Below are 19,286 nucleotides of genomic sequence, written 5' to 3'. Positions count from 1 at the left end.
GAACGTGGCGACGGCCTGGGGAAAACCACGGCCGCCGCCACCGGAGTGCTAAGGCAGCACGAACCCCGGATCCATCCCGCCCAGCGCGTTCACGCACAGACACTCCCGCCCGTCCGCCGTCGGCAACCCCGCCACCACGTCGAACAGCACGTCCCGCAGCCGCTCCACATTCGCCGAGAACACGGCGAGCACCTCCTCGTGGGACACCCCCTCACCCGTCTCCGCCCCCGCGTCCAGATCCGTGACGAGCGTCAACGACGTGTAGCAGAGCTCCAGTTCACGGGCGAGCGCCGCCTCCGGATGCCCGGTCATCCCCACGACCGACCACCCCTGGGCCCGATGCCACAACGACTCGGCACGCGTCGAGAAGCGCGGCCCCTCGATCACGGCCAGCGTCCCGCCGTCCACGGCCTCCCAGTCCCGCCCCCGGGCGGCCTTCAGCGCGACCGCGCGCCCGGCCGGGCAGTACGGGTCGGCCAGCGAGACGTGCACGACGTTCGGCACGGTCCCGTCGGGCAGCGGCAGTCCGTCGAAGTACGTGTTCGCCCGGGACTTCGTACGGTCCACCAACTGGTCGGGGACCAGCAGCGTCCCGGGCCCGTACTCGGGCCGCAGCCCGCCCACCGCGCACGGCCCGAGCACCTGCCGCGCCCCGACGGACCGCAACGCCCAGAGGTTGGCCCGGTAGTTGATCCGGTGGGGCGGCAGATGGTGCCCGCGCCCGTGCCGGGGCAGGAACGCGACCCGCCGTCCGGCGACCTCGCCGAGGAAGAGGGAGTCACTGGGCGCCCCGTACGGAGTGTCGACCTGTATCTCGGTGACGTCGTCGAGGAAGGAGTAGAAGCCGGAGCCGCCGATCACGCCGATCTCTGCGTTCGTCATGCACGGAACAGTAGCGGCTACGACGAAAGCCCCGCCGTCGAGAGGACGGTGGGGCCTTCGGAAGCGAGGTGCGTCAGGCGGCGGTGGTGCCGGCGGACGGCTTGGAGTCCGAGGCGGGCTTCGCGTCGGACGACGGCTTCGCGTCCGTGGTGGACGAGGAGGACGACGACTTGGCCGACGCGGGCGAGCTGCTCGACGACGAGCCGCGGCTGTCGTTGCGGTAGAAGCCGGAGCCCTTGAAGACGATGCCGACGGCGGAGAACACCTTCTTCAGGCGGCCACCGCAGCTGGGGCACTCGGTCAGGGCGTCGTCGGTGAACTTCTGCACCGCCTCAAGGCCCTCGCCGCACTCGGTGCACTGGTACTGGTAGGTCGGCACTGTCTTCCTCCTGGCACTCTCACTCGATGAGTGCTAACGATGGTCCATAGTGACGTATTCCCGAGGATCAGTCCACTGCCACCGGCACGCGGTGACCGACGCCACGTGCCACCGTGCGCCCGCGCGAGGGCGACGCCAGCCGTGAACGCAGCGCCAGGACGGTCACCAGGGCCAGCAGCGTGCCGCCCAGGGGCACCAGGAACCCGGAGCCGCCCCAGAAGCGGTCCTCCAGCTGCCCGGCGACCGTGACGGCCGCCGCCTGCCCCAGCGCGACCGCACCGGTCATCCACGTGAACGCCTCCGTGCGCGCGCCCGCCGGGACCAGCTCCTCGACCAGGGTGTAACCGGTGATCAGCGCGGGCGCGATGCACACGCCGACCAGCAGCCCGAGCCCGGCGAGCAGGAACACCGAGTGCGCGGCCCACAGCCCGGAGGCGACCAGCGCGAGCGCGCCGTACGCGACGAGCAGCCGGCGCCTCGGGGCGACCTTCCAGACGATCGCGCCGCAGACGACGCCCGACAGCATGTTGCCGGCGGCGAACGTGCCGTACAGGACGCCGTTCAGCCCGGGTTCGCCGATCGACTCGCTGAACGCGGCCAGCGACACCTGCATCCCGCCGAAGACGGAACCGATGCCGAGGAACGCGACGATCAGCACGCGCACGCCGGGGATCCGCAGCGCGGAGGCGTGCTCCACGCGCGCGTGCCCGGCGACGGAGACCGGCGGCTGGGTGCTCTTCTGCGCGGCGAACAGCAGCCCGCCGACCAGCGTCAGGGCGGCTTCCGTGACGAGCCCGGCGGCCGGGTGGACGGCGGTGCACAGGGCGGTCGCCAGCAGCGGGCCGACGACGAACGTCAGCTCGTCGGTGACGGACTCGAAGGCCGCCGCCGTCGGCATCAGGGGCGAGTCCTTCAGCGTCACGCCCCACCGCGCGCGCACCATGGGCCCGACCTGCGGCACCGAGGCGCCCGTGGGGACGGCCGCCGCGAACAGCGCCCACAGGGGGGCGTCGGCCAGCGCGAGGGCGGTGAACGTGAGGCCCGCCAACGCGTGCACGACGACGCCGGGCAGCAGAACCGCCCGCTGCCCGTACCGGTCGGCGAGACGGCCGCTGAGGGGCGAGAACAGGGCCAGGGAGACACCGGTGACGGCCGCCGCGGCACCCGCCGCGCCGTACGAGCCGGTGGTGTGCTGGACGAGGAGCACGATGGAAATGGTGAGCATCGCGAACGGCTGGCGTGCCGCGAAGCCCGGCAGCAGGAAGGTCCACGCCCCGCGCGTGCGCAGGAGCTGTCCGTATCCGGAACGGCCTTCGGCCGACTTCTTGGTGACCGTGGATGCCACGGCCCGTGCCTTTCTGCCGCCTGGTAGCGCGACCCTCGCGGGGACGCCGAGAGCTGTCCTCTTGCGCGCTGCGGTAGATACCGTCGCCCTCTTTCAGGAGGGCGTTCCGGCCGCCATACGGTCGCGCCAGCTCTGCTTCAGACAGAGTTGGTTCGATCTAGGTGCGCGCTCATCGTACAGGCGTACAGCCCTTCGTGGCCTGTGAGAATGAGCACCGCGAAACCTGTCGTTAACGCTTCGCCCGCGGTGGGAGTCTCCCGTCCGTCCCCAGCCAGCCGGCGAGTTTGCCGCCGTGGCCCACCGCGCGCAGGCGCTTCTCGGCGGCGTCCCGCACGGGGTCGGTGGCGACGACGAGCAGCTCGTCGCCGTACCGCAGGACGGTCGTCGGGGACGGCACGAAGGAGGCGTCGTCGCGGACGACGAGGGTGACCGCCGCGCCCGCGGGCAGGCGCAGTTCGCCGACCTCGACGCCGTGCATCTTCGACCCCTCCGGGATCGCGACGGACAGAAGATGACCGCGCAGCCGCTCCAGGGGCGCCGATTCGATCCCCAGGTCGGTCGCCTCGCTGTTGTCGCCCAGGCGCAGGGTGCGGGCGAGCCAGGGGAGTGTGGGGCCCTGGACGAGCGTGTAGACGACGACCAGCACGAAGACGATGTTGAAGATCCGCTGGCTGCCGTCGACGCCGTTCACCATCGGGATCGTCGCCAGGATGATGGGCACCGCGCCGCGCAGCCCCGCCCAGGACATCAGCGTCTGCTCCTGCCAGGGCACCCGGAACGGCAGCAGGCACAGCAGGACGCTCAGCGGGCGCGCGACCATGGTCAGGACCAGCCCGATGATCAGCGCGGGCGCGAAGTCGTCGCCCAGTTCGTGCGGCGTGACCAGCAGGCCGAGCAGCACGAACATGCCGATCTGGGCGATCCAGCCGAGCCCTTCGGCGAACCCGCGCGTGGCGGGCCAGTGCGGCAGCTTCGCGTTGCCGAGCACCATCGAGGCCAGGTAGACGCCGAGGAAGCCGCTGCCGTGCGCGAGCGCGCCGCCCGCGTACGCGGTGACGGCGATGGCCATGACGGCGATCGGGTAGAGGCCGGAGGCGGGCAGCGCGATGTGCCGAAGGCCCCACGCGCCCGCGAAGCCGACCGCCAGGCCGATCGCCGCGCCGATGGCCAGCTCCAGGGCTATCTCGCCGAGCAGCACGTACCAGTGCTCGACGGGACCCGCTGTCGAGAACGCGACCACCAGGATGACGACCGGGGCGTCGTTGAACCCCGACTCGGCCTCCAGCGTGCCCGTCACGCGCGCGGGCAGCGGGATGCGCCGCAGGACGGAGAAGACCGCCGCCGCGTCCGTCGACGACACCACCGCGCCGATGATCAGCGCCTGCCGCCACTCCAGGCCCACCAGGTAGTGCGCGGCCGTCGCCGTCACCCCGACGCTCACCGCGACCCCGCCGAGCGCCAGCGCGGAGGCCGAGGGCAGCGCGGGCCCGACCTCCTTCCACTTCGTCCCCAGACCGCCCTCGGCGAGGATCACGACCAGGGCCGCGTACCCGATGACCTGGGTCATCTCGGCGTTGCTGAAGTGGATGTCGCCGATGCCGTCCTGGCCCATGAGGACGCCGATCCCCAGGTACACGAGCAGGCTGGGGAGCCCGCTGCGCGAGGAGATCCGTACGGCCGCGACGGCGACGAGCAGGACGAGCGAGCAGACGAGCAGGAGCTGGTTGAGGTGGTGGACGGTCAGCGGCGGATTCCTTGTCTGGCGAGGTGGCTGGCGGAAGGGTGCACGAACACATCGGACAGGAAGGACGGTGCCGTACAGCCAATTACTTCGTTACCTTACCTAACTCTTGACGATTTCTTGACGCTCGCCGAGGTGTGGACCGGCGCTCACGCGTCCGCGTTCCCGACTCCGAGTCAAGTGGCGCCAGACCCTGCGCCTATGGTTGCTCCAGCGTTCATTCAAAGTCACAGCCCGACCTGCCGCTCGCGTTAGGACAGCAAGGACAGCGATGCCCCCGAATACCACCGCCACAACGGGTGACAAGCCCGGCAAGTCCGGCAGGAAAAAGGGGCGCAAAGCCCGCCTGATCGTGATCGTCCTGGTCCTGGCGGTGATCGGGGGAATCGCCTACGGCGGGTACTGGTCCGTCAGCACGGTCCGGGCCTCGTTCCCGCAGACGTCGGGCGAGATCAAGCTGGACGGGCTGTCCGGTCCGGTCGAGGTGAAGCGCGACGGCTACGGCATCCCGCAGATCTACGCCTCCTCCGACGCGGACCTGTTCATGGCGCAGGGCTACGTCCAGGCGCAGGATCGGTTCTACGAGATGGACGTACGCCGCCACATGACCTCCGGCCGCCTGTCGGAGATGTTCGGCAAGGGCCAGGTCGAGAACGACGAATTCCTGCGCACCCTGGGCTGGGACCGCGTCGCCAAGGAGGAGTACGACAAGGTCCTGTCGGCCGCCACGAAGAAGTACCTCCAGGCGTACGCCAAGGGGGTCAACGCGTACCTGAAGGGCAAGTCCGGCGAGGACATCTCCCTCGAATACGCGGCCCTCGGCTTCACCAACGACTACAAGCCGACCGAGTGGACCCCCGTCGACTCGGTGTCCTGGCTCAAGGCGATGGCCTGGGACCTGCGCGGCAACATGAAGGACGAGATCGACCGTGCCCTCATGACCAGCCGCCTCGGCCCGCAGCAGATCGCCGACCTGTACCCCGCGTACCCGTACAGCCGCAACAAGGCGATCGTCCAGGAAGGCCAGTACGACGAACTGACCGGAGAGTTCGGGCCGAAGGGCGACTCCGGCTCTTCCTCCGGAAGCTCCAGCGGCTCCTCCACGGGCTCGGGAACCGGCTCGGGCTCCGGAACCTCGACCCAGGGCTCCTCGGCCCTCCAGGGCCAGCTGGCGGGCCTCAACGGGGTCCTCGACGACCTTCCGGCGGCCGTCGGCGTGAACGGCAACGGCATCGGCTCCAACTCGTGGGTCGTCGCCGGGAAGCACACGATCACCGGCAAGCCGCTCCTGGCCAACGACCCGCACCTGACGGCCTCGCTGCCCTCCGTCTGGTACCAGATGGGCCTGCACTGCCGCAGCGTCTCCGCGACCTGCCAGTACGACGTCACCGGCTACACCTTCGCGGGCATGCCGGGCGTCGTCATCGGCCACAACCAGAACATCGCCTGGGGCATGACCAACTCCGGCGTCGACGTCACCGACCTCTACCTGGAGAAGATCACCGGCGACGGCTACGAGTACGACGGCAAGGTCCGCCCGTTCACCACGCGCGAGGAGACCATCAAGGTCGCCGGCTCCGACGCCAAGAAGATCGTCGTACGGCAGACCGAGGACGGCATGCCCCTGCTGTCCGACCGCAACGACGAACTCGTCGAGGTCGGCAAGAAGGCCGGCGTCACCTCCTCGGCGCCGGACCGCGGCGACGGCTACGGCGTCGCCCTGAAGTGGACCGCCCTCGAACCCGGCACCACCATGGACGCCGTCTTCGCGATGAACAGGGCGACCGGCTGGGAGAGCTTCCGCGACGCCGCCAAGCTCTTCGACGTCCCCTCGCAGAACCTGATCTACGCCGACACCAAGAACAACATCGGCTACCAGCTGCCGGGGAAGATCCCCACGCGCGGGAAGAACCACGACGGCTCCATCCCCGCCCCCGGCTGGGACTCCAAGTACGCGTGGACGGGCTACCTGAAGTTCGACCAGCTGCCCAACGAGTACAACCCCGAGCGCGGCTACATCGTCACCGCCAACCAGGCCGTCGTCGACCCCGACGACTACCCGTACACGCTCACCACCGACTGGGGCTACGGCACTCGCAGCCAGCGCATCACCGACCTGATCAAGCAGAAGATCGAGGGCGGCGGCAAGATCTCCACCGACGACATGCGTCAGATGCAGCTCGACAGCAGCAGCGAGATCGCCAAGCTGCTCGTGCCGAGGCTCCTGAAGATCGACCTCGACGACCCGGACGTCCGCGAGGCCCAGAAGCTCCTCCAGGGCTGGGACTACACCCAGGACGCCGACTCCGCCGCAGCCGCGTACTTCAACGCCGTGTGGCGCAACATCCTCAAGCTCGCCTTCGGCAACAAGCTCCCCAAGGAACTGCGCGTCGAGGGACAGTGCCTGTGGGTCGATCCGGTCAACTCCACCGGCCCTGTCGACGACACGCAGAAGGTCCGCGAGTGCGGCATGCGCGACGCCGACCAGGCACAGCCCGACGGCGGCGACCGCTGGTTCGAGGTCGTGCGCGACCTGATGGACAAGCCCAAGAGCGCCTGGTGGACGACGCCCCGCTCCGGCACGCGCCCGGGAGCCGTCGACCGCGACGGCCTCTTCAAGCGCGCGCTGATCGACGCCCGCTGGGAGCTGACGGCCAAGCTCGGCAAGGACATGGACACCTGGAGCTGGGGCCGCCTGCACCGGCTGTTCCTGAAGAACCAGACCCTCGGCACCGAAGGCCCCGACTTCCTGCGGTACATCCTCAACCGCGGCCCCTGGAAGCTCAGCGGCGGCGAGGCCGCGGTCAACGCGACCGGCTGGAACGCGGCCGGCGGCTACGGCGTCGTCTGGGTCCCCTCGATGCGGATGGTCGTCAACCTCGACGACTTCGACAAGTCGAGGTGGATCAACCTCTCCGGCGCCTCCGGACACGCCTTCAGCGCCCACTACACCGACCAGACCGGCAAGTGGGCCGACGGCGAACTCCTCGACTGGTCCTTCACGTCGAAGTCCGTCGACGACAGCACGAGCGACACCCTCACGCTGAAGCCGTGACGCGCACGCGCGACTGACGACGCGAAGGGGCCCTCCGCGCGGAGGGCCCCTTCGCGTTCCCCCGCTCCCGGCGAGCGGGACGACGGAACGGGACCGTAGCGACGCCTCGGATGCGTTACGTCGGATCGAGTGCGTTACGACGAAACAGTGCCGTACCGACGTACACCCGACGGCGTCACCACCGCGTGCACCGGCCGGTCGTGCCCCTCCGCCGGCACCCGCTCGACCACCTCACCGTCGTACAGGAGCACCACCAGAGCCGCACCCGACCCCGCCCGCTCCAGCCGCGCCAGCACCCGGTCGTACGACCCCCCTCCGCGCCCCAGCCGCATCCCGCGCGCGTCGACCGCGAGGCCGGGCAGCAGGACGACGTCGGCGCCCGTCACGGCGTCCGGGCCGAGCCGCTCGCCGACAGGCTCCAGGAGGGCCATCCGCCCCCCGTGCCGGACGCTCGCCAGGGAGCCCTCGCCGTCGTACGGGCCCCAGTCCAGGTCGTTGTCCGGCAGCAGCGCGGGCAGCAGGACGCGCACGCCCCGCGCGCGCAGCGCGTCCAGGAGCGCGAGCGTGCCCGGCTCGCTCCCTACGGAGACGTACGCCGCCACCGCGCGCGCGTGCGCCAACTCCGGCAGCTCCAGCGCGCGTTCGGCCAGGGCGTCGGCCGATCCCCGCAGGTCGTCGGGGGTCAACCCGGCGCGTACGGCGAGGAGTTGCCGTCGCAGCTCCCGCTTCCCGGACGCCGCCGGGCCGTCGGTCAGGCTCATGCACCACTCCGCACTGTCTCGAATGCGCTCATATGAGCATCCATGATCCGGTGTCACGGATTCCGCTCAAGAGCACCGGATAGGGTGACCGCCATGACTCAGTCCCACCCCAGGATCAGCAAGGCTGTCATCCCCGCGGCCGGCCTCGGAACCCGGTTCCTGCCGGCGACGAAGGCGACGCCCAAGGAGATGCTGCCGGTCGTGGACAAGCCCGCGATCCAGTACGTGGTCGAGGAGGCCGTGTCCGCCGGTCTCGACGACGTCCTCATGGTCACCGGCCGCAACAAGCGGCCCCTTGAGGACCACTTCGACCGCAACTACGAACTCGAGTCAGCGCTCCAGAAGAAGGGCGACGCCGCCCGGCTCTCCAAGGTCCAGGAGTCCAGCGACCTCGCGACCATGCACTACGTGCGCCAGGGCGACCCCAAGGGCCTCGGCCACGCGGTGCTGTGCGCGGCCCCGCACGTCGGCCAGGAGCCCTTCGCGGTCCTCCTGGGCGACGACCTGATCGACCCGCGCGACCCCCTGCTCCAGCGCATGATCGAGGTCCAGGAGCGGCACGGCGGCAGCGTCGTCGCCCTCATGGAGGTCGCGCCCGAGCAGATCCACCTCTACGGGTGCGCGGCCGTGCGGCCCACCGCCGACGCCGACGTCGTCGAGGTGACCGGCCTCGTCGAGAAGCCGGAGCCCGCGGACGCCCCGTCCGCCTACGCGATCATCGGCCGCTACGTCCTCGACCCGGCCGTCTTCGGCATCCTGCGCACCACCGCACCCGGGCGCGGGGGCGAGATCCAGCTCACCGACGCCCTCCAGCAGCTCGCCCAGGACGAGTCGGCCGGCGGCCCCGTGCACGGCGTCGTCTTCAAGGGCCGCCGCTATGACACCGGCGACCGCGGCGACTACCTGCGTGCCATTGTCAGACTCGCGTGCGAACGTGAAGACCTGGGACCGGACTTCCGGACCTGGCTCCACCGTTACGTCACCGAGGAGTTGCAGCCGCGTTGAGCACCGCCGCACCGCGCCCCGCCGCCCCGGACCGCACCTGGTCCGTGGACGAGCACCTTGAGGACGTCCTCGCGACCGTCCGCCCCCTCGAACCCATCGAGCTGCAACTCCTCGACGCCCAGGGCTGCGTCCTCGTCGAGGACGTCACGGTCGCGGTCTCCCTGCCGCCGTTCGATAACAGCTCCATGGACGGGTACGCGGTACGGGTCGCGGACATCGCGGGCGCGAGCGAGGAGTTCCCGGCCGCCCTGGAGGTCGTCGGGGACGTCGCGGCGGGACAGCAGGCGGCCCTCCTGCACGTGGGCCCCGGCCAGGCCGCCCGCATCATGACCGGCGCCCCCCTGCCGCCCGGCGCCGAGACCGTCGTACCCGTCGAGTGGACCGACGGCGGGCTCGGTGAGGGCCCGGTCGGCTCCATGCGCGCGCACAGCCTCGCCCCGGAGGGCGCCTTCGGGCACGTCCGCGTGTACCGGCCCGCCGAGGCCCGTGCGCACGTACGCGCGCAGGGCAGCGACGTCCGCGCGGGCGACCGCGCGCTGAGCGCCGGTACGGTCCTCGGGCCGCCGCAGATCGCCCTGCTCGCCGCGATCGGCCGGGGCACCGTCCGCGTACGCCCGCGCCCGCGCGTGGTCGTCCTGTCCACCGGCAGCGAACTGATCCAGCCCGGCGAGGAACTGGCCGACGGGCAGATCTTCGACTCCAACAGCTTCGCCCTCACCGCCGCCGCCCGCGACGCCGGAGCGATCGCCTACCGCGTGGGCGCGGTCGCCGACGACCCCGAGACGCTGCGCTCCACCATCGAGGACCAACTGGTCCGCGCCGACCTGATGGTGACCACCGGCGGCGTCAGCGTCGGCGCGTACGACGTCGTCAAGGAGGCGCTGTCGTCCGTCGCCGACGAGGACGAGGCGGGCGCGGGCGTCGACTTCCGCACGCTCGCCATGCAGCCCGGCAAACCCCAGGGCTTCGGCACGGTCGGCCCCGACCACACGCCCCTGCTGGCCTTGCCCGGCAACCCGGTCTCGTCGTACGTCTCCTTCGAGCTGTTCGTCCGGCCCGCCATCCGCGCCCTGATGGGCCTCACGGACCTCCACCGGCCCACCACGCGCGCGCGGCTCACCGCCGACAGACCCCTCAAGTCCCCGGCGGGCCGTCGCCAGTACCTGCGCGCCACCTGCGCCGACGGCACCGTCAGCCCGGTCGGCGGCGCCGGTTCCCACCTGGTCGCCGCCCTCGCGCACGCGGACGCGCTGATCGTCGTCCCCGAGGACGTCGACCACGTCGAGCCGGGCACCGACGTCGAGGTCGTCCTCCTCGGCTGAGGCGCCCGCGCGGGTGCGCCCGCCCGCAGGACGGTCCCGTTCCGTCGTCCCCGCCGACCGGGGAGTACCGTGTCGCGCACAACAGGCCCGGACCGGGAGCGCCACACAGCATGAGCACGCAGGACCGACTGACGCATATCGACGAGGCGGGCGCCGCCCGGATGGTCGACGTGACCGGCAAGGACGTGACGGCCCGCACCGCCCGCGCGTCCGGCCGCGTCCTCGTCTCCCCGCGCGTGGTCGAGCTGTTGCGCGGAGAGGGCGTCCCCAAGGGCGACGCGCTCGCCGTGGCGCGCATCGCGGGCATCATGGGCGCCAAACGCACCCCGGACCTGATCCCGCTGTGCCACCCGCTGTCGCTGTCCGGTGTGACACTGGACCTGTCGGTCGCGGACGACGCCGTGGAGATCCTCGCCACGGTCCGCACGGCGGACCGCACGGGCGTCGAGATGGAGGCCCTCACCGCGGTCTCCGTCGCCGCGCTCACCGTGATCGACATGGTCAAGGCGGTCGACAAGGGAGCGGTCATCACGGACGTGCGCGTGGAGCAGAAGACGGGCGGCAAGTCGGGCGACTGGAGCAGGACATGACACTCGCCCCGTCCGCCGGCGGCGCGTTGCTCGCGCCGTACTCCGCACTGGTCGTGACGGCCTCCAACCGGGCCTCCGCGGGCGTCTACGAGGACAAGGGCGGCCCGCTGGTCGCCGAGGGCCTGCGCGCCCTCGGATTCGCCGTGGACGGCCCTCAGATCGTCCCCGACGGCGACCCCGTGGAGACGGCCCTGCGCGCGGGCGTGGACGCCGGGTACGACGTCATCGTCACCACCGGCGGCACCGGCGTCTCGCCCACCGACCGCACCCCCGAGGCGACCCGCGCGGTCCTCGACCGCGAGGTCCCCGGCATCGCCGAGGCCATCCGCGCCTACGGCCGCGACAAGGTCCCCACCGCCGCGCTCTCCCGCGGACTCGCCGGCCTCGCGCGCGGGACGCTCGTCGTCAACCTGCCGGGCTCCACCGGCGGGGTGAAGGACGGACTGGCCGTCCTGGAACCCCTCCTGGTCCACGCCGTCGACCAGATCCGCGGCGGCGACCACCCCAGAGCCGGGGGTGCGAGCTGAACAGCCCAACCTGGCCCGCACGGCTGGTGGACGGCGACATCGTCCTGCGGCCGATAAAGGTCCGCGACCAGAACGCCTGGCGCGAGGTCAACCGGCGCAACCGCGACTGGCTGCGCCCCTGGGAGGCGACGATCCCGCCGCCCGCGCCGAACGGCCCTCTCGCGCACCGGCCGACCTACCGCCAGATGGTCCGCCACCTGCGCTCCGAGGCGAACGCGGGCCGCATGCTGCCGTTCGTCATCGAGTACCAGGGGCGCCTGGTCGGCCAGTTGACGGTCGCCGGCATCACCTGGGGCTCCATGTGCTCCGGGCACGTCGGGTACTGGGTCGACGAGTCCGTGGCCGGGCGCGGGGTCATGCCGACGTCCGTCGCGCTCGTCGTCGACCACTGTTTCCGCACCGTGGGACTGCACCGCATCGAGGTCTGCATTCGCCCCGAGAACGGCCCGAGCCGCCGCGTGGTGGAGAAACTCGGATTCCGGGAGGAGGGCCTCAGACCTCGTTATCTGCACATCGACGGCGCCTGGCGCGACCACCTCGTGTTCGCACTCACCTCCGAAGAAGTACCCGAAGGGCTCCTGAACCGCTGGCGCCGCTCGTACGACCGGCATCGCGCGCCGGGACATCACACCGGACCGGGAAATTGAATACGTGTTCGAAAATGATCGGACGATGACCGCCTCGAAACGCTGAAGTTCCGGTCCGATGTGGTCCGCTGATCGCATCGGTCACAAAAAAAGCTCGAAATATCAGCCGGATCGTGCGACACACCGGCCCAATTGGCGGATGGCCTCAACCAAATCCCTCTACGGTGTGAAGCGTGAGCAGCAGCGGCCTCATCTACGCAGTCATTGTCGGGGCCTGGGCCGCCTACTTGGTGCCGATGTGGCTCCGTAGGCAGGACGAGCTGAACGAGGCCCGTCCGACGGAACGCTTCAGCACAGCCATCCGGTTGCTGTCCGGCCGGGCGGGGATGGAGCGCCGGTACGCCCGGGACCTGAGGACCCGCTCCGCCGAGGCGGGGGAGCCCGACGACGACGCCCTGGACGTCGCCACCGAACCGGTGGACGTCCGGGCCTTCGCCATGCCTCCGGGGCGCCCGCAGGGGCACTCCGCGCAGGACGCCGACGGCGCGCACGCGCGCGAGGCGTACCACGGGCGGGAGAATCCGGCGCGGGACGCGGGCGCCGCACGGGAGGCGCATCCCGCGCGCGAGGTGAACGTTTCGCGGGATTCCCGGGATGCGCGGGACTCCCGTGAGGGGCACTCCGCCCCCGCCCAGCAGCGCGTACCCGGCGCCCGGCGCACGCCCTCCGAGCGCGCCACCGGCCGGACGACCGAGCGCGCGCAGCGCTCGAAGGCCCTCGCGCGCCGCCGCCGCACCACGGTCCTGCTCTTCCTCGCCTTCACCTTCGGCGCGGTCATCGCCGCCGTGGGGGGACTCGCGTTCCTCTGGGCGCCGGGTGTGCCCGCCGTGCTGCTCAGCGCGTACATCGCCTACCTGCGCTCCCAGGAGCACCGCCGCTTCGCCGTCCAGATGGACCGCCAGCGCGCGGAGGTCGCCGCACAGCGCCTCAAGGAGCGCGTCCGCCAGCCGCACCGCCGCGCGTCCGCCTCGGTGTCCACGGAGGCGTTCGACGTCCCCGCAGAGGAGCCCGAACCGGTGGCCGAGCCCGAGGACCCCGGTCTGCTCGCCCTGGCCGCCGACCGCCGCGCGCTCGTCGAGCAGACCGACCACGCCGAGTGGGTCGACCAGCAGCGCGAGCGCCAGCGCCGTCCCGACCACGGCGACAGCTGGGACCCCGTACCCGTGCCCCTGCCGACGTACGTCACCGCTCCCGTCGCCCCGCGCGCGACGTCCGACGTCGACCTCGGCGCCCCGGACACCTGGAGCTCCGCCCGCTCCAGCGCGGTCGCCCCGGACCACGAAGCGGAGGACGGGACGGCTCCCTCCGAGTCCACGGCCGACGACGATCCCGCGCGCGCGGACGACGGCGAACGCTCCGACGCCCGCCGTGCCGCCTCGGCCCGCCGCTCCCGCGAACGCGGGCGCACGCCCCTGTTCGACCAGTACGAGGACGGCGACCGCCCGCGCGCGGCCAACGAATGACCGTCCACCCCGTGACCTGCGACCGGGCCCCGGCTCCCCCTGGGGGACGGATTTCCGAGCAGGGCGATGAGGGTGCTAGAGTTTCACTCGTTGCAAGGGCCTGTGGCGCAGTCTGGTAGCGCACCTCGTTCGCATCGAGGGGGTCTGGGGTTCAAATCCCCACAGGTCCACCCGCAACAACTGCTCGCTACGCGAGAGCGGTTGAGAAGACCCCATCCAGTTGGATGGGGTCTTCTGTTTTACCCGGACGGTCCCGGCTGACGGGGCGTCGGAGTCCGGATGGGGCGGGAGTTGGGCGTCCGGGGCGCGTCGAGGGCTTCAGGGCGCCGTAGTTGGTCATCGGGCCGGCTCTCTATCACCCGCGCAGGAAGTACAGGACCGTCATGGCCGCCGCTGTGGTCAGGACGACGCCCTGGAGCAGCCGGGACGGCATACGGCGGCCCAGATGCGCACCGGCGAAGCCGCCGATCACCGCGCCCGCGAGGAGTGCCGTCAGATGGCGCGGGGCGCTCAGCGCGTCGGAGGCGGTGAGGAACAGGACCGTCGCGCTCAGATAGACGGCCGTCACCTGCGCCGTACGCATCGGATTGCCGGTCGCCGCGTCGAGACCCGCACCGACGCTCCACAGGGCCATCATCATGATGCCTACGGCTCCGCCGAAGTATCCGCCGTACACACCGAGCAGGAACTGGCCCGTCAGCAGGGCGGGCGGGGACAGCAGGGCCGTGCGCCCGCGCGAGGCGGCGAGTGCGCGGGAGAGGCGGGGGCCGCAGGCCAGGGTCACCGTCGCGAAGGCCAGCAGCCAGGGCACCGCCGCGTCGAAGGACGAGGCAGGGAGCGCCAGCAGGAGACCCGCGCCGACCAGGCCGCCGACGACGCTGATCGCCGTCAGCGTCCGCGTGGCGACCCCTTTGACCTGCTCGATCTCCCGCCGGTACACCCACGCGCTCGCCACCGAGCCGGGGACGAGCGCGACCCGGGACACCGCGTTCGCGGTGACCGGCGGCACGCCGAGGGCGACGAGGGCGGGCAGCGCGACGAACGTACCGCCGCCCCCTATGGCGTTCAGGGCGCCGGAGGCGACACCGGCCAGCAGGACGAGCAGCAACTCGGACATTCGACGAGCATCCCCGTACGACCGGCGCGCCCACAATGCGTGATCGACTCATCCTGCCTCAGGCACGGCCATAGGCTCAGAGCCGTGCGCTACGACCTGGACGACCTGCGGCTCTTCCTCCACACCGTGACGGAGGGGTCGATCACGGCAGGCGCCCGGCGGATGCACCTGAGCCTCCCGTCGGCCAGCGCGCGCGTACGCGCGTTGGAGCGGCAGGCCGGCGTGCCGCTCCTGGTGCGCGGACGGCGCGGCGTACGGCCCACCCCGGCGGGCACGACGCTCGCCCGGCACGCGCGCGACGTCCTCGACCGGACCGCGCGTCTGGAGAGCGCCGTCGCCAGCTACAGCCGCTCGCCCACGGCCCCGCTGGTCCTGCTGGGCGGCGGCTCGGCCATGCACCGGCTCGTGCCGCGCGCCCTGGTGACGTTCCTGCGCGCGCACCCGGACGTCGACGTCACGGTCCGCGAGAGCTCCACCCCGGGGACCGTGCGCGGGCTCGCCGACGGACAGGCGGACCTGGGGGTCGTCCTGGATGCCGAGGCCCGGGACTGCGGGCTGCGGACCGAGCCGCTGGGCGACGACTCCCTCGTCGTGATCGGCCAGGCCGGAGGAATCCTCTCCGGGCGTACGGCCCTGTCGTACGGCGAGGTCGCTGAGCACCCGCTCGTCGGGCTCGACGAGAGTTCGTCGCTGCGCCGCTGGATCGAACGGCGCCTCGGGGAGCGCGCGCCGGTGGTGCGGTACCGGACGACCGTCGCGAGCCTGAACGTCCAGGTCGCGCTCGCCGCCGGTGGTGTCGGCCTCGCGGTCGTCCCGCGCCGGGCTCTCGATCCGGGTCGGCCGCTGGACGTGTGCGAACTCCAGGACCCCTGGGCCCGTCGGCACCATCTGCTGGCCTGGGGCGTCAAGGACGGGCCGCAGGCGGCCGTCACGGCCCTTGCGGATCATTTGAGGCGTGCGGCCCTGGCAGAGCCGTCAGCGGGGGCTCAGACGGCCGCTGAGGGCGTCTGAAGGACCCGTACGGCTCCGGGCTCGGCTCGGCCGGCGCTGTACGGGTTCCGGCCCGACCTGTGAGGGCATCCGCCCAGGCCCGGCACGGCTTCCGGCTCGGGCTGTCGCGGTTCCTGTTTCAGCCCGTCACGGCTTCTGGTCCGACCGTGCGGCCAGTGCCGTCGTCGACGCGGCGACCGCGAGCAGCGCGCAGACGGCGGTGGCCGCACCGAGTGCCGCCCAGGGCGGGGACAGGGTCGGCGGGGCGGAGAGCAGGCCGAGCGCGGCGCTCATCCCGGAGAGGTCGACGAGTGTCACCAGGAGGCCCAGGAACGCCCCCGCGATGACGACGATCAGGGCCTCCAGGGCGGTGAGGCGCAGGAGTTGGGCGCGCGTCGCGCCGGTCAGCCGCAGGGACTCCAACTCGCGGCCCCGGCCGGAGGCGGCCATCAACAGGGTGTTGACCAGAGCGACGGCCGTGTAGAGCACGGCGATCCCCAGGACGAGGAAGACCCCCACGCGCGCGGCACGGTTCGAGGCCGGGCGACCGGCCGTCACCCACTGGTCCTTCGTGAGCAGCCGTACGCCGTCCACCGCGCGCAGCGCCGACTCCACCGCCGTACGGTCGGCCCCCGCGCGCACGCGTACGTCGACGCGGTCGACCCTCGCCCCGGGGGCGTTCGCCGGTGTGACGTACGCGCCGCCCGCGCCCGTGCCGACGGCCAGGACGGCGGCGATCCGCAGGGTCCGGGGCGTGCCGTCCGCCAGCCATACGCGGACCTTGTCGCCGACCCTGTGGCGGGCCCACTCCTCGGTGACGACGATCGAGCGGTCGTCGAGGTCGGTGATCCGCCCGGCGGTCACCGGCAGGCGCGCGGTGGCGGACAGCAGGGCCGGATCGACCGCGTGGGCCTCGGACTTCACCAGGGCGACGCCGTCCTCCAGGGTGTGCAGGACCGTGGGGGAGGAGGCGGACACGTCGGCTCCCGGGACGTCCCTCAGGCGCGCGACGGAGGCCGGGTCCGAGGGCAGGGCCACGAAGTCGGCGGCCGTCTGCTGGCGCGCCTCACGCGCGCGGGCCTCCGCGAGGGTCGCGGGCGCGCCCAGGAGGGAGCCCGACAGGGCGACGGTGACCAGGACGGGCGCCGCGAGGGAGGCGGTGCGGCGCAGCGCGGTGGACGCGTTCTCGCGCGCGAGGAGGCCCACAGCGCCCCGGAAGCGGGTCACCGGCCAGGAGAGCAGCCGGACCAGGGGGCGGATCAGCGCGGGGGACAGCAGGGCCACCGCCGTGATCAGGAGCATGGGGCGGCTGATGTACGTCTTGCGGTGCAGCAGGTCGCCCGGATCGGTCAGCAGCGCGTACGCGAGGGTCGCGACCGCCGTCAGCAGCAGAGCCGCCCCGCAGAGCCGGCGTCCCCGGGGCAGGGTGTCCGTGTCGACGGACGCCTCGCGCAGGGCCTGCGACGGGGCGGTGCGGCCCGCGCGCCAGGACGCGGCGACGGCACCGCTCAGAGCGACCGCCAGGCCCGTCCAGAACGCCACGTGGTACGGCCAGGTCCGGCCTCCCACGGCGAACCACGCGGGGGCGAGACCGGCGTCGACCACCAAGGCGCCCGCGTACGGTGCCGCGTACGCGCCGAGCGCGCAGCCCGCCGCCGACGCCAGGACGCCGATCAGCAGGGCCTCCGCGAGGACCGTCCGCCGGACCTGGCCCGGCGTCGCGCCCGCCATGCGCAACAGGCCGAACTCGCGGCGCCGCCCGGCGACCGTGAAGGCGAACGTGGAGGCCACGACGAAGACCGACACGAACGCCGTGACCCCGCCCGCCGTCCCGAACAGGGCGTTCAGACCCGTCAGTCGCTCCGCCTGCCGGCCGGTGTCCGGGTCGGCTTCGGCCCGCGCGGCGCCGGTCAGCACTTGGACGTCCGTACCCGTGAGCGCGGCGCGTACGGCTGTCGCGTCGGCCTCGACGGCCGCTTGGACGGTCTGTGGGGCGAGGGCGGCTGCCTGGGGGTCCGTGAAGAAGATTGCGCGCTCGAAACCGAGGGCTTCCGCGATCCCGACGACCCTGAACGAGCCGTGGGGCGTGCGGAGTCGGGAGCCCAGGGCGGCCCAGCCGCCGGTTGCCACGACTTCGTGGGAACTTTGCGGCGGATGCCCCTCGTTGAGGTAGTACGAGGCGAAACGTGCTGTCGACCAGGGGTGGCCGACGAGGTCGGTGGGGCCGCCGGTGACGGGGACCGGGAAGGAGCGGTCCTCGGTGACGGGGCCGACGGTGCGCAGGGCGGTGAGGGTTTCGGCGGAGAGGGGGTGCGGGATGGCGAGCTCGGCGGTGCGGACACCGGTCGGCGTGGGGACGCGCAGGGTGTCCTGGGCGCGGACCACCACGGGCGCGGACGCGAAGCGCTCGGGGACGGGCGCGGGCGCCTGGAGGGTGGCGGCCAGCGCCTGTCCCATGACGACGAGGAGGGCCACGGCGGGGGTGAGGGCGACGAAGGCGCCGAGGAAGGTCACCCAGCGCGTGCGCAGGCCGGAGAGGGTGAGGCTCAGCACGGGAGGGCCTCCTGGCGGGCTCCGGGGGCGTCTTGAGAGCTTGGGCGCGTCCCCGCCGTCAGCCCCGCCATCCGCGCCGCGATCGTCTCCGCCCCCGCGCCCGCCAGCTCGCCGTGCACACGACCGTCGACCAGGAACAGCACCCGGTCCGCGTACGACGCGGCCAGCGGATCGTGGGTCACCATGACGACCGTCTGGCCCTCGGCGTCGACCATCCCGCGCAGCAGGCGCAGCACCTCGCGGCCGGTCGTCGAGTCCAGGGCGCCGGTCGGTTCGTCGCCGAACAGCACGCGCGGGCGGGTGATCAACGCCCGCGCAAGGGCGACGCGTTGCTGCTGGCCGCCCGACAGTTCGCCGGGGCGGTGGCCCGCGCGGTCGGCGAGGCCGACCCGGGCGAGCGCCTCGCGCACCCGCGCGGACGACGGACGCCGCCCGGCCAGCCGCAGCGGCAGGGCCACGTTCTGCGCGGCCGTCAGGGACGGCAGCAGGTTGAACGACTGGAACACGAAGCCGATGTGCGCGCGCCGCAGCAGCGTGAGCCGCCGCTCGCCGAGGCCGGTCAGCTCGGTGCCGTCGATCCGCACCGAACCCGATGTCGGCCGGTCCAGCCCCGCCGCGCACTGGAGCAGCGTCGACTTGCCCGAGCCGGACGGCCCCATGACGGCCGTGAAGGACCCGGCGGGAAGCGTGAGGGAGAGGTCGTCGAGGGCCGTCACGCCGGCGCCGTACCGCCTGGTCACGGAGGTCAGCTGGACGGCGGGGCGGGGCACGGCGCCGTCCGGATGCGGAGTCGTCGAGGTCATGGCTCCACGAAACCGCCGCGACCCGCGCGCGGTCGCTGGGGCAGGGGCGAGACCTGGGGTAGGGCCAGGCATACCCCCGGAGGTCGGTTCCGCCGTATGGCCGGGG

At 72.4% G+C, this 19,286-nt stretch carries 16 protein-coding genes and 1 tRNA gene; 9 read left to right on the top strand and 8 right to left on the bottom strand.

Going from position 1 to position 19,286, the window contains the following annotated elements; all coding sequences use genetic code 11:
* Positions 1–48: 48 nt before the first annotated feature.
* From ACQCO7_RS17855 to ACQCO7_RS17840, 4 genes are all read right to left on the bottom strand, one after another.
* A complete protein-coding gene (locus ACQCO7_RS17855) occupies positions 49–882 on the bottom strand; it encodes an S-methyl-5'-thioadenosine phosphorylase (protein ID WP_464072782.1) in 834 nt (277 codons plus the stop codon).
* Between the two features lie 73 nt (positions 883–955).
* Positions 956–1,261 (bottom strand): FmdB family zinc ribbon protein, encoded by a 306-nt coding sequence (locus ACQCO7_RS17850; protein WP_409115173.1) that lies wholly within the window; start codon positions 1,259–1,261, stop codon positions 956–958.
* Positions 1,262–1,328: 67 nt separating this feature from the next.
* The gene (locus ACQCO7_RS17845; RefSeq protein ID WP_464072781.1) at positions 1,329–2,606 is read right to left on the bottom strand and encodes an MFS transporter; all 1,278 of its coding nucleotides are present in this window, start codon (positions 2,604–2,606) and stop codon (positions 1,329–1,331) included.
* Positions 2,607–2,835: 229 nt separating this feature from the next.
* Positions 2,836–4,350: a potassium/proton antiporter gene (locus tag ACQCO7_RS17840; protein ID WP_464077227.1), complete on the bottom strand. Its 1,515-nt coding sequence runs from the start codon at positions 4,348–4,350 to the stop codon at positions 2,836–2,838.
* Positions 4,351–4,618: 268 nt separating this feature from the next.
* Between ACQCO7_RS17840 and ACQCO7_RS17835 the strand changes: the two genes are divergently transcribed.
* Positions 4,619–7,402: a penicillin acylase family protein gene (locus ACQCO7_RS17835; RefSeq protein WP_464072780.1), complete on the top strand. Its 2,784-nt coding sequence runs from the start codon at positions 4,619–4,621 to the stop codon at positions 7,400–7,402.
* Positions 7,403–7,536: 134 nt separating this feature from the next.
* On the opposite strand, the gene ACQCO7_RS17830 is transcribed toward ACQCO7_RS17835, so the two are convergent.
* Positions 7,537–8,163, bottom strand: coding sequence for a 5-formyltetrahydrofolate cyclo-ligase (locus ACQCO7_RS17830; protein ID WP_464072779.1), 627 nt, complete (start codon positions 8,161–8,163; stop codon positions 7,537–7,539).
* A gap of 93 nt (positions 8,164–8,256) precedes the next feature.
* On the opposite strand from ACQCO7_RS17830, the gene galU reads away from it, so the two are divergent.
* The 7 genes from galU to ACQCO7_RS17795 all read left to right on the top strand — a co-directional run bounded on the left by galU (position 8,257) and on the right by ACQCO7_RS17795 (position 13,887).
* Complete coding sequence (gene galU / locus ACQCO7_RS17825) at positions 8,257–9,168, top strand: UTP--glucose-1-phosphate uridylyltransferase GalU (protein WP_409115169.1); 912 nt, start codon at positions 8,257–8,259, stop codon at positions 9,166–9,168.
* Positions 9,165–10,490, top strand: a complete 1,326-nt coding sequence (gene glp / locus ACQCO7_RS17820; protein ID WP_464072778.1) for a molybdotransferase-like divisome protein Glp — start codon at positions 9,165–9,167, stop codon at positions 10,488–10,490. Before galU ends, glp begins: the two co-directional genes overlap by 4 nt.
* A gap of 110 nt (positions 10,491–10,600) precedes the next feature.
* A complete protein-coding gene (gene moaC / locus ACQCO7_RS17815; protein WP_010354983.1) occupies positions 10,601–11,080 on the top strand; it encodes a cyclic pyranopterin monophosphate synthase MoaC in 480 nt (159 codons plus the stop codon).
* Positions 11,077–11,607, top strand: coding sequence for a MogA/MoaB family molybdenum cofactor biosynthesis protein (locus ACQCO7_RS17810; RefSeq protein WP_464072777.1), 531 nt, complete (start codon positions 11,077–11,079; stop codon positions 11,605–11,607). The genes moaC and ACQCO7_RS17810 overlap by 4 nt, the downstream gene beginning before the upstream one ends.
* Before the next feature lie 26 nt (positions 11,608–11,633).
* Entirely contained in the window at positions 11,634–12,254 is a 621-nt protein-coding gene (locus ACQCO7_RS17805) for a GNAT family N-acetyltransferase (protein ID WP_010354981.1), read from the top strand.
* Positions 12,255–12,427: 173 nt separating this feature from the next.
* Positions 12,428–13,717, top strand: a complete 1,290-nt coding sequence (locus ACQCO7_RS17800; RefSeq protein WP_464072776.1) for a hypothetical protein — start codon at positions 12,428–12,430, stop codon at positions 13,715–13,717.
* A 96-nt stretch (positions 13,718–13,813) separates the two neighbouring features.
* Positions 13,814–13,887, top strand: a tRNA-Ala gene (locus tag ACQCO7_RS17795).
* Between the two features lie 185 nt (positions 13,888–14,072).
* Here the strand turns inward: ACQCO7_RS17795 and ACQCO7_RS17790 are convergent.
* Positions 14,073–14,834, bottom strand: a complete 762-nt coding sequence (locus ACQCO7_RS17790; protein ID WP_464072775.1) for a sulfite exporter TauE/SafE family protein — start codon at positions 14,832–14,834, stop codon at positions 14,073–14,075.
* Between the two features lie 84 nt (positions 14,835–14,918).
* On the opposite strand from ACQCO7_RS17790, the gene ACQCO7_RS17785 reads away from it, so the two are divergent.
* The gene (locus ACQCO7_RS17785) at positions 14,919–15,845 is read left to right on the top strand and encodes a LysR family transcriptional regulator (RefSeq protein WP_464072774.1); all 927 of its coding nucleotides are present in this window, start codon (positions 14,919–14,921) and stop codon (positions 15,843–15,845) included.
* A 126-nt stretch (positions 15,846–15,971) separates the two neighbouring features.
* On the opposite strand, the gene ACQCO7_RS17780 is transcribed toward ACQCO7_RS17785, so the two are convergent.
* Together ACQCO7_RS17780 and ACQCO7_RS17775 are read right to left on the bottom strand one after the other, a co-directional pair.
* A complete protein-coding gene (locus ACQCO7_RS17780; RefSeq protein WP_464072773.1) occupies positions 15,972–18,377 on the bottom strand; it encodes an FtsX-like permease family protein in 2,406 nt (801 codons plus the stop codon).
* The gene (locus ACQCO7_RS17775) at positions 18,371–19,180 is read right to left on the bottom strand and encodes an ABC transporter ATP-binding protein (protein WP_464072772.1); all 810 of its coding nucleotides are present in this window, start codon (positions 19,178–19,180) and stop codon (positions 18,371–18,373) included. Before ACQCO7_RS17775 ends, ACQCO7_RS17780 begins: the two co-directional genes overlap by 7 nt.
* Positions 19,181–19,286: the final 106 nt, after the last annotated feature.

This window comes from Streptomyces saintjeani (assembly GCF_055409605.1).
This window is presented reverse-complemented; position numbering and strand designations above follow the sequence as displayed.